The sequence below is a fragment of the Wolbachia endosymbiont of Cylisticus convexus genome (assembly GCF_003344345.1).
The window spans coordinates 23,228-34,387 of sequence record NZ_QPIP01000008.1; the positions used below are offsets into that span (position 1 = coordinate 23,228).

The 11,160-nt window shown below is 33.2% G+C and carries 10 protein-coding genes and 2 pseudogenes; 7 read left to right on the top strand and 5 right to left on the bottom strand.

The genetic code is table 11. The features are described from left to right. Positions 1–38 precede the first annotated feature (38 nt). The gene (locus Wcon_RS01765; protein ID WP_114517000.1) at positions 39–1,244 is read left to right on the top strand and encodes a hypothetical protein; all 1,206 of its coding nucleotides are present in this window, start codon (positions 39–41) and stop codon (positions 1,242–1,244) included. 147 nt (positions 1,245–1,391) lie between these two features. After that, entirely contained in the window at positions 1,392–2,255 is an 864-nt protein-coding gene (locus tag Wcon_RS01770) for a hypothetical protein (protein ID WP_114517001.1), read from the top strand. 540 nt (positions 2,256–2,795) lie between these two features. Here Wcon_RS01770 and dnaG read toward each other — a convergent pair. Beyond that, complete coding sequence (gene dnaG, locus Wcon_RS01780; protein ID WP_114517002.1) at positions 2,796–4,547, bottom strand: DNA primase; 1,752 nt, start codon at positions 4,545–4,547, stop codon at positions 2,796–2,798. A gap of 170 nt (positions 4,548–4,717) precedes the next feature. On the opposite strand from dnaG, the pseudogene ubiG reads away from it, so the two are divergent. The 3 genes and pseudogenes from ubiG to tsaB all read left to right on the top strand — a co-directional run bounded on the left by ubiG (position 4,718) and on the right by tsaB (position 7,744). After that, positions 4,718–5,883 (top strand): annotated as a pseudogene (gene ubiG, locus Wcon_RS12745) (bifunctional 2-polyprenyl-6-hydroxyphenol methylase/3-demethylubiquinol 3-O-methyltransferase UbiG). Between the two features lie 125 nt (positions 5,884–6,008). Next, positions 6,009–7,139, top strand: coding sequence for a cation:dicarboxylate symporter family transporter (locus Wcon_RS01790; protein WP_114517003.1), 1,131 nt, complete (start codon positions 6,009–6,011; stop codon positions 7,137–7,139). Next, positions 7,139–7,744 (top strand): tRNA (adenosine(37)-N6)-threonylcarbamoyltransferase complex dimerization subunit type 1 TsaB, encoded by a 606-nt coding sequence (gene tsaB, locus Wcon_RS01795; protein WP_114517004.1) that lies wholly within the window; start codon positions 7,139–7,141, stop codon positions 7,742–7,744. Before Wcon_RS01790 ends, tsaB begins: the two co-directional genes overlap by 1 nt. Here the strand turns inward: tsaB and Wcon_RS01800 are convergent. After that, positions 7,714–8,343, bottom strand: coding sequence for a P-loop NTPase family protein (locus Wcon_RS01800; RefSeq protein ID WP_114517005.1), 630 nt, complete (start codon positions 8,341–8,343; stop codon positions 7,714–7,716). The genes tsaB and Wcon_RS01800 overlap by 31 nt on opposite strands. A gap of 243 nt (positions 8,344–8,586) precedes the next feature. Between Wcon_RS01800 and Wcon_RS01805 the strand changes: the two genes are divergently transcribed. Both Wcon_RS01805 and Wcon_RS01810 read left to right on the top strand, forming a co-directional pair. Further along, positions 8,587–9,297, top strand: a complete 711-nt coding sequence (locus tag Wcon_RS01805) for a class II aldolase/adducin family protein (protein ID WP_114517006.1) — start codon at positions 8,587–8,589, stop codon at positions 9,295–9,297. A 42-nt stretch (positions 9,298–9,339) separates the two neighbouring features. Next, a pseudogene (locus Wcon_RS01810) lies at positions 9,340–9,514 on the top strand (winged helix-turn-helix domain-containing protein); the annotation flags it as partial. A 444-nt stretch (positions 9,515–9,958) separates the two neighbouring features. On the opposite strand, the gene Wcon_RS01820 reads toward Wcon_RS01810, so the two are convergent. From Wcon_RS01820 to Wcon_RS01830, 3 genes are read right to left on the bottom strand one after another with little or no spacing between them, the layout of a single operon-like run. Continuing rightward, positions 9,959–10,291 (bottom strand): transposase, encoded by a 333-nt coding sequence (locus tag Wcon_RS01820; RefSeq protein ID WP_179947459.1) that lies wholly within the window; start codon positions 10,289–10,291, stop codon positions 9,959–9,961. Positions 10,292–10,319: 28 nt separating this feature from the next. Then, a complete protein-coding gene (locus Wcon_RS01825; RefSeq protein WP_114516948.1) occupies positions 10,320–10,802 on the bottom strand; it encodes a hypothetical protein in 483 nt (160 codons plus the stop codon). Positions 10,803–10,810: 8 nt separating this feature from the next. After that, on the bottom strand, positions 10,811–11,053 hold the full coding sequence (locus Wcon_RS01830) for a hypothetical protein (RefSeq protein ID WP_114516947.1): 243 nt from the start codon (positions 11,051–11,053) through the stop codon (positions 10,811–10,813). Positions 11,054–11,160: the final 107 nt, after the last annotated feature.

Here is an 11,160-nt window from a genome sequence, read left to right on the forward strand (position 1 = left end):
AAAAATCTACTATATTATTAATATAGTAAGGTAAAATTATGGCTAATAATATAAAAGAATTATCAAATGAAGCACCAATAATACTAACATGGGTGCCAAGAGTACGTGGTGCATCTTTACCAGATGGTAAAAATAGTACCCTTAATTATTTAGAAATAATTAAAAATCATAAATTAATAAATAAAGAGGAGCGGGACATATATTTGGTTATCAACGGTCCTGGGTTCGAAGAAAATCAAATAGATGATTTAAAGCGTGAACTGAAAGGAATTAAAGGAGTACACGTTGTAGATTTACACCAATATGACTGGAGTGAAATAGATCAAGATTGGAAAATAGATGGCAAAGATATTAGTATAAAAGACTTCTTTAGAGATATGTACAATATGCAAGAAGAGCAAAGAATGTATTTTGCCATTGAAATAGATACTTTTAGATTAATTGCTCTAGCGCTACTGAAGCAGTTTACGGAACATGAGGGTGGAATATATATAGACTTTGATTCTTTAGAAGCTATTAATAGTTTTAGTATAAGAAGATTTGGTTGTATTCGACCTGTTAGTATAGGGAGAGAGATAGAAATCCCTATGGGAATTTTGTTAGGAGATATTCGGCAAATTTTCGTTCGTGATAAAAAGGGGAACGAATTAATGTATAATGATATGATGGACATAGAAGATTTCAGTAGTGACGATGAATATAAAGTTACAAAGTTATGTGCAAATAATGATTGTATTGCAATAGATAGTCCAGATATAGTAATTAATATTTTATCTTTATATAAAGGTAAAATATTAACTCAAAAAGTGATGTGTCAAAAGATTGAAGAAGCCTTATCTTTAGTAACAGAAGCGAAGCTTGATGAAGAGGTTTCTGTATTCCTGAGTAATGAAGAACATAGAAATGCTCTAGTAGAAAGGAAAAAGGAAAATTTAAAAAGTTGTATTACAAGCTTTAAAAATAATGGAATACAAGCGCTATATAATATGAAAAATTTTGGCTGCATTGTTGGTAAATTTAATTTAGCTCAAAAGAGCGTAGTAATGACTATTAGTGAACAGTTAATTGGCGAGGAAGTAAGCAAGTGCCGATTATTCTCTTTTGGCCATAATCATGGTAATTATGTTCCCTTACAGATGGGCAATTTATCTTGGACAAGAGGGAATGATTTATACTATGCAGAAAGCAATTTGGAAGAAACAGAAGTAGACCAGGCAGCAATGGAAAAGCTATCCCTTGCATAACAGTTATTAAGAACTTTCTATATTAAAAATAGAAAGTTCTTTAAAGCAGAGACTGAAAACTTTAACTTATGACGGAGGCAAAAGTTCTAAAAATTGACAATTAACACAATATTTGCTAACATTAATATAAATAATAGATGGTATAATATGTCAAAAGGAATGGTTAATGCACTAAAGACTCAAACGAAGAAGCTTAAGTATACTGATTTAAAAGCTGCAACAAAAAAAACAAGAAACAAGGATAGCATTAGTTCTGGTCATTCAACATATGTTGATCTTGAAAGAGAACAAGACCTTACTATTAATGGGCAAGTAATAACTAATAAGTTTATCAACGAACTATGTTCAAAACATGAGAATATGATTCTAGAAGGTGAAAATGGGCAGCACAACTATCGTCCATTTCTCAAGCAAATTTTCGTAGAAATGTTCGAACATGTTGGTGCATCAATTCCCAATAACTCTATTATTGAAGAGTTGATAACTAATTATAATCAGGCAGGATATTCTAGTTATTTGTCTTATCAGCGGCAGAGTGCTCTTAACCCGTTTGGTTTGTTGATACTAGACAATGAAAATGAACGAAGAATTGTTGTGGATTGTAATAAACCTGATTGTTTAGAGTGCAGTTTTAGTTACAGAACTAAATATGTCTATGATGATCATCTGATTATAAAATGCAATTTATCCTGTTCAGCAGAGTTTCAACTGCAATTTAAGGATGGAAATGTGACATATGAAGATGGTAAAGTGCTGCTTACAATCCCTAAAGAGTTAGAAGATTACAAAGCTGGTGATGACAGTCTGCTCGATAAGCTTACTGATATTATTAACAAGCTTGTTGAATACTTTAAAAAGCTCTGCGAGAAATTGGGCTTTAAGTTTGATACAAAAGTAGAGTATAATTCTGAGTGTAATATAAAGATAGAGCACAATCTTGGCAAGCCACTGAAGGCGATAGATGAGCCAGATGTATATGTCGTTAATGGATTAAAGCCCAAAGCACAGTAAAATCATCTTCTTTTAGGTAATACAGAAGCGAAAAGATCTTGGTTGAATCTTTTTACTAAGGTTTTATTATAGTGTGAGCATTAATGTATTGAGATGGTTGGCGATGTAAAAAAATTATCTTATTTTAGATCAAGATTTCTTAAAAAATAAATGTAACAAATAAGATATCTACCTTAAAGTATCTGTTCAGATACATGTGAAACCAGTGCTTACTTTCTTGTCATCCAAGTAGCTGACACTGGGATCCAACTAAGTTGGTAAACACTTTACAACGTTTTTTGTGCAAAAGGACTGGATGCCAGTGTCAGCTACTTTCATGACACCCATTTGTTCCTATGTTTTCGTCTACCTTATTTTGCCACTCTGCTGAACAGATACACCTTAAATGGTTGCTATATTGGGCGTATTCTCTTAACTTGACGCATATGCTTTTTTGAACATTCCCTTTAATTTTACAAAACATGAAATTTCTTATTGACAATAATCATAGGAGATTGGAATGACAAGAGGGGAACATATCGTATAATTAGCTATAGCAATTTACTTGTGAATAAACTCCATTTGCATTTCTTGTATACTACTTTCTATTTGTTTTATTTGCTCTATCAATTTTTCCTCTAAATCTAAATTACCGCTCAACCTTGCTTTGATTTTTTCCTTTTGTAATACATTTAATTCTTTGAGTAATACTATGTTATTCCATACAATTTCTGCAGATTTTCTCTCGTTTAATTGGCTGCTCAGTACATTAGTTTTTTCAAGTATAAACTTTATGACGTTAAGTTGTTCTAATTCTTGTGATAAAACTTTTTTACTGAGTTCGCTTTCGTTATTTGTTACATCAATTATACGCTGTTGTAATCTTTTCATTTCTATATTAGTAAATTCAAAATGGGAGAATTGCTCGAAAAGTATAGGACGATTTAAAAGTTCAGGGAAGTCTATTACTATACGCAGGATTATAGCCTGATTTTGCTCTGCTTCAATCAACTCTGGAGATTTGTTGTAGAGATACTCCTCCTTTGCTTCTCTCAGTCTACTTTTAAAAATTTGCTTTTTGAAGCTACTTCTCAGTTCGTTAGCTTTATTGTAAAAATAATCTCTATAATACCTTCTAATACTACTGTTACTGATAGCATTTACATATTCCATGAACTTGTGCTCAAGAATTGAATATTTTTCCGGAACAAATTTGTCATAATTTTGCAAATTGCTATCGATTATGTGATGCCATAAATACTCAGAATGAAGTTTCGTTGAGTGGTTAAAAGCAGAGAGTACGTCTTCTGTCTTATATTCTAGCTCATTGCATATATCGTATGGGTCCTTATTGCTTGGCAAAGTCACGAACTTTAATGTGTATCCAGGCTCCAGTATCGGCAGAACAAGCTCTGCAATTCGAATAGCAGCATGACGTCCGGCACTATCGCCATCCATACAGATGGGGATTTCTTTAGCAAATCTCCACAGGTTTTTTATCTGTTCTGCAGAAATCGCAGTGCCAAGCGGAGCAACTGTATTGCTAATTCCAGCTTGATGCAGTGCTATCACGTCCATATACCCTTCAACAACAAATGCATGTTGTTTTTTGCGTATTTCACTCAGGGCAAAGTTTAACCCGTATAAATTCTCTCTCTTCTTAAATAATTGGCTCTCTGGGCTGTTTAAATATTTCGGCTGTTGCTCAGGACTCAGCGCACGTCCACCAAAACCAATAACTTTTCCTGGAATGCTCTGTATAGGAAACATGAGTCGATCATAGAAATAATCGCGAAAATTTCTATTTATCAACCCAACATTAGCCAAAATTTTGTCTTCAATACCGGAAGAGTTCAAATATTCTCTTAAACCAGAGCTTGGTGCATAACCTATTCTAAATTTATCTATGATTTTAGGTGATATCTTACGCTGCTTAAGATAATCGACCACTCCCTGATTTTGCTGTACAAACCAATTTGCAGCTAAATCCAGTGCTGAAGACAGTTTGTCGTTTTCTTTAGCAACGCTGAGGTTTTGGGGTAACTCAACACCTGCAACAGACGCCAACTTTTCCAACGCTTCCTTAAAACTTAAGCCCTCAGTTTGTGAAATAAATTCAAACGCATCACCATGAGCTGAGCAACCGAAACAGTAATATAAGCCCTTAATATTGCTGACCGAAAAAGATGGAGTTTTTTCGTTATGAAATGGGCAGAGTCCAACAAAACTATCTCCTCTTTTTATTAGCCTGACTTTTTTGCCTACTATGTCGGACAACAATAATTTTGACTTTATAATATCTATATGATCCATTTTACCGAATTAGTAGTGGTAGGATAAAAATTATATAGAATTTATGCTGTCCTGACTCGAAATTTATTTCAAGCTTCGAAGCTTTAAAAAGGTCAGAAGTACTAGACTGCTTGACAAAAAACCCAAAATAAATTATCCATGTTAGATGCCTTGAAGTCATAGTTTCTTATATGTCAGATGTAATATCGATTGCCTCGGACCATGCCGGTTATGAATTAAAATCAGAGATAAAGTCTTACCTAGAAACCCTGGGTTATGCAGTGGTAGATTGTGGCTGCACTGCTGAGCAAAAGAGTGTAGATTATCCAGACTATGCTGTCAAAATTGTAGAAGATATAACAAATAAAAAAGCAAATTACGGGATATTAATTTGCGGTACGGGCCTTGGTATGAGTACCGTAGCAAATCGTTTTGAAGGAATCTACGCCGCTTTATGTAGTAGTGTTGAGATCGCAAAATTAGCTCGCGAGCATGGTAACGCAAATATACTGTGTCTCGGTGCAGGATTTACTGCAAGTGAATTAGCAAAAGATATAGTAAAAAAATTCCTCGAAACAGAATTTTCAAAAGAAAGTAGACATAAAGAACGCCTTGATAAGCTCTGCAATATCAGCAAAAAAAAACCACACAAACTTATAACGGAGATGAAATATCAAAATTCGCTAAAATAGCAGGTGAATGGTGGAATGAAAATGGCAAATTCAGGCCTTTGCACATGATGAATCCTGTGAGAGTATCATACATTATTGAGAAAATAAAAGAGTTAAAAAAATGCGATTTAAAAGAACTATCATTACTTGATGTCGGCTGTGGTGGAGGCATTTTGTCAGAGTCAATGGCGCGTATTGGCATTGACGTTGAGGGAATAGATGTATGTGAGGAAAATATAAAAATTGCACAGTCACACGCGAAGAAAGTAGGGTTAAATATAGAATATACACACACTAGCATTGAAGAGCTAAGCAATGACAAAAAGTACGATGTGGTTTTGTTGATGGAAGTAGTTGAACATGTGGATAATTTAGAGTTTTTCATGAAAAAAGCAATAGCACTGTTGAAACCAGAAGGGCTAATTTTTATATCGACGATAAATAGAACTATTAAATCCTTCTGTCTTGCGATAATTGGTGCAGAGTACATATTAAACTGGCTGCCTAAGGGTACTCATAACTGGAACAAATTTCTCAAGCCGTCAGAAATTGCAAATTACCTAAGAGAAAACAATGTTACGCTGCAAAACATGGCTGGTATGGAGTATGACGCAATAAAGCGTGAATGGAACTTAACCAAAGGTGTGGATGTCAATTATATACTTTGTGGAAACGTTATAATTTAAAATAATTTTGATTTCATTCAAGCACTAAGGATGGAAGAAAGTAATGCAAATATTTTAGGCAGTTTTACTTTACTTAGCAACTAATTTACCATATGTATGTCCATAGGATATCGCTATATTAGAATATGTTACAACTACTAACCTTACTTGCTGTTATCACTTCAGTTGCACTCTTTGGTTATTTGGTTCCCATGGAAGTGAAAGCCTTCTTGTATTCAATGAGCCTTAGTATAAAAGAGGTTTTGCTATTTATAATGCCTTTTATTGTTTTTGCATTAATCTTTAGCAGTGTTAACAATTTTAAGCAGTCGGCTATAAAGTTTATATTGTTACTTATTATAACGATTTTCTTGTCGAATCTGGCTTCAAGTTTAATAGCTTATTCTGTTGGGCATTTTATCATACAAAACACTTATTCAATACAAGATATAATGTATGAAGAAACAATTGTTCCTTTATGGTCGTTTAGGCTGCCTGCATTGCTTTCTAATTTTTATGCCCTTGCTTGTGGATTTATGTCCAGCATAGTAGTGTCCACACTTTTACCCAAGAAAAGCAAAGAGCTCTCGAGCAAAATATCAGACTTAACTCTTTTCATTTTGAAGACATTTTTGACGCCGATTATTCCAATATTTGTACTTGGGCTTGCTTTAAAAATGCAACATGATCAGGTTTTATCTATAATATTTAAGGATTACTCAATAATTTTCATTATTATAGCATCTGTAACCTACCTTTATGTTTTTCTCTTATATGGAGCAGCAAATTCATTCAAGATCACAAGCTGGATAGCTAGCATGGGCAATATGATACCGGCATTTATTACTGCAATGAGCACAATGTCTAGTAATGCAACTATGCCGCTTACTCTTGAAGGAAGCAAAAAAAATGTAAAGCAACCTGACATAGCATCGTCTGTTGTGCCAATAACTGCTAGCTTTCATTTAGTAGGTGATTGTTTTTTTATCATAATATTATCAATGATAACTGCCTCCGGTTATTCATTATGCACAACAGACTATGTAACTTTCCTTTTCTACTTTTTGTTATTTAAATTTGCTATCGTTGCAGTTCCAGCGGGAGGGATTATGGTAATGCTACCTATTCTTGAGAAGTATCTTAAATTCTCTCCGGAGATGCTTTCATTAATCACAGCATTGTATATAGTGTTTGATCCAATAATAACTTCAGCAAATGTTATGGGTAATGGTGCATTTACTATGATGTTTACAAAACTCTATGATAAACTTAAGTAATGTCCATTCTAGCGATTGACACTGTAGGTACTGGTAGCTCAATAGCAATAGTTGATTATGATGGTAATTGTTTTGTAGAGCGCAATTCCGCCAGCAACAATCATGTAGAATCATTTTTTCAAATTCTGAATACTTTGTTTGATAAGCACAATTATAATTATGATAAAATAGATCATTTAGTGGTAGTAGTTGGACCAGGAAGTTTCACTGGAATTAGAGTTGGTATATCAGCAGCACAAGGTATAAACCTTGCTACAAATAAGCCATTATACGGAGTTAGTGCGCTGGAGATTCAAGCATATGCAATATCGTTGCTTTGTGCAAATAGCAAAAAAAATATTAAAGCTATAATTGAAGATGATCAAAGGTTTTATACGCAGTTATTTGATTTCAATTTGTCACCGCTATCAAATCCAGCTGTAGTAAGTGAACTCCAGTCTGAAACGGACTGCATTACATATATGGATTGCAGTTTACCGAAGTTAGATGCTAGCCATGCAGGACTATTAGTCTGTTATAGACTAGAAAATAAACAAAAATTAAATGGAGTCGAAGCTCTATATTTAAATGAGCCTCAGTATATGAAATTGTCGTCTTTTGTGTAAACGCTGTCAATTTGGCCAAGTCTGTACATATGACTTATTACTTCTTCGGCTACTTCTTTTATGCTCATATTTGAATTTTCTATCTCTATAGCATTCGGTGGTACAAATAAATCTTCTACCCTAAATTTAATACTATTTATATCAATAACCTTTCTATTTTTTCTTTGCTTTTTTAATGCATTACGCTCTTGTAATGTCAATGGATTACATCTAAGTACTATAGGAAGGATTTTTGTGCCCATTTTTTTACTAAGCTCTACTACTGAGTTATAAATTTTTACGTTGTAATCATTATTTTTCATTAACTCATCAATAAATATATAATTTTTTGAGTCAATTGGATAGGCTTCTATTGCCCGAAGCATAACGTGTACAGTGTTATATATTTTATCTTGAACTTCTTTGGGAGTTTGATTATGCTCAAAGGCGTCATTGTATATTGGGTAAATTTGAGTGTTGTTATAAAAGTGACTATTTACAATTACTGCATTTATCGTACTGGATAATGTTACTGCTGTGGAAAGTTTACCACTTCCTGAAAGACCAGTGATATATATGAAGAACTTTATTAGCTGTTTTTTTATGTGAATATTTACCATATTATTTTTAATGTTAAAACCTACATTTATAATAACATAAAAATAAAGCTTTAAAACATATGAAATATTACATAAAAAGTCGTTTTTGTAGTTAAAATATTATGTAATCTAAAAACATAAACTCTAATCACTTAAGACAAGTGATAGTGTAAGAGTGCTTAGTATTTAGACGTAGGCTTACTTTTTATTTTATAACAAACTTTTTTTCATGTATAAATCTTTAGAAAATCTTAGTCAGTGGTTATGTTGTTAACAAATAGTGAGTTGAAAAGAGGCCTAGTCGACGCCTATCAGATCTTGTCTTACCTTAAACTAGATGATCATACATATACTCATCTCTCCGTACGTTCTGAAGATAAAAAGTCATTTTATGTTTATCCGTTTGGTATACGTTTTGACGAAGTGGATGAAAGTTCACTAATGAAAGTATCGTTTGATGGAAATATAATCGAAGGTAAAGAATATCAATATAATAAAACTGGCTATGTAATCCATGGCTTTATTTATCAAGCAAGGCAAGATATTCAAGCAGTTTTTCACCTGCATACACCTTCTATTGTAGCAGTTTCTTCTCTCAAGGATGGACTACTTCCAACAAGTCAGTGGGCACTACACTTTTATAATAAGGTATCTTACCATGATTATAATTCCCTTGCACTTGATGATGCGGAAGGAAAGAGATTAATAGCTGACTTTAAAGAAAATTTTGTGATGTTAATGTGCAATCATGGATCTATAACATGTGGTCGGACTATACAAGAAGCAATGTTTTACACATATCACTTAGAACAAGCTTGCAAAACTCAATGCTTGACGCTAGCAATGAATAGGGAGTTGTCAATTCCAAGTGAAGAAATTTGCTCAAAAGCTGTAAAGGATCTTTTGTCTTTCGAAAGCAATCTTGGTGAGAGGGATTGGCACGCATGGGTTAGGCTGATTAAAGGTAAGTTATAAGAGGTGTAATAGTTTAGACTTAATCTAACAGACAAGAATTAACTGACAGAAGAATTGAAAATTAATATCAGCAAATCTACAGCATATGCAAAAGATGAAATTTTCATATATTACACCAAGACCAGTTCATAATCGACAAGATAAAAGCAAACAAGAGGAATTCAAAAAAAATCTCAATGGAGCTATTAGCAAGTATCCAGAAAAAGAGCTATTTTTCTTTGGGAGAGTAGACCGGCGGAACTTCCCCACCAGTCTCTCGCAAAACTGTACGTAAACCTCTCGGTTTATACAGCTTCCATTATTTAGCCTTTTTGACCCTAAACCTAGTGTTCAATGATAGAAAATATTTGGAGACCTCTTTCTCACTCTTCCTAGAAATTGTCTTGCTAGTCTTCCATGTTTCCGAAGTCTCTTATATTTTGTCCTGGCCCATTTTATTAGGTGTCTCTCTATATTCCTGAGAGATGGATACATCTCTGATTTATAAAACCTGCCATAGCCAGCCTCTGACTATTGGATCTATCTTCTTCGATATTTCCTCCAGTGTTGTATATACAATCCGGTGTATTTTCCACGACCTTATTGTCCTAGTAATCTTTTTCTTGGCTTTATTGCTAATTGCCGGTAAAAATGAGACTGCTAGCCATAAGTGTTGAAAGTATCAAAAATGGCGTGATATAAGGTGATCAACGGCATGTAAGTTACCTCCTGATAGTAAAACAATTGAACGTAAAAAAGAGTCATTAAGATCTAATGTAAACTGTAATAGTGCTATCTTAAATCCGTCTAAGTTATTTCTTATTTTATAAACAAGAAATAATAAAGCTGTAATAATAATCATATAAATATACACTTTCATTCCATTCATGTCATGGCTTAAAAAATGCTTATATCCGAGGTTTTGCTTGATAAATTTGAAAAATACTTCTATATCCCACCTGCGTCTGTATATTTGTGTTACTTCATAAGCCGGTATTTCAAATAAGTTGGTCAAAAACCATATTTCATCTTCTGTTCTATTTTTAATTTTTATTAGTCGTACTTGCTATTGCTCTGCTTCCGCTGTAAAGATTCACTATATTATCTTCCAAAATTTCCGATCCATCTGGTTGTTGTTTTTGCGTAATTTCATTCTCTCTTATAACGCAGTACCTTCTTTTTAAGTATGTTCTTGTGATAAATTTGTATTCCTTTTTGTCAAACTCAGTGAAAGTTGCAACTTTTGCAATCCTTCTATCAAACAATAAAATATCCTCTTTTTTAACTTTAGCTTCATTAATTGCTCTAACCAGCGCTATATCTTCGCTACTTTCTTCTTGCCCTTGACAAAATCTTATACTCGTCGGTAATTGGCCTTTTAATCCAACGCTTACTTTGACTTGACTGTCATTGCTTTTACCACCTATTTTTAACCCATCTTTTATAAGGTACCCTGATAAATTTATAATTGTTGAATCGAATCTATGTAAGTTATGTGACGTTTTTCTGGGCAATAATTTTTCCACTTTGTTTATTAAATCGATATATACACCTTTAAAATAATCAGAACTTTTAACCTTTTCGATAAGCCACTGTATGTAACTGTACTTTTATCATCATTTTTATCTATCACACACCTATTTATTACCATTTCTAGTGCTCTTAAGCTTGTTTTCTGACCCATTAATATTAGCTTCATTAAGCCTTTAAATATTATTTTACCAACTAACTTAGTATTACATTTATCTACCTCTGTTGATTTTCCTAGTCTTTCCAAATCCTCGTCTTTTAGTTAAGTTTAGTATTCTTTCTATTTGATCCATTATTGCCTCCATTTTTCTTTAATAATAGCTCTTTTATCTTCTTCTTATGACACTTTCAACA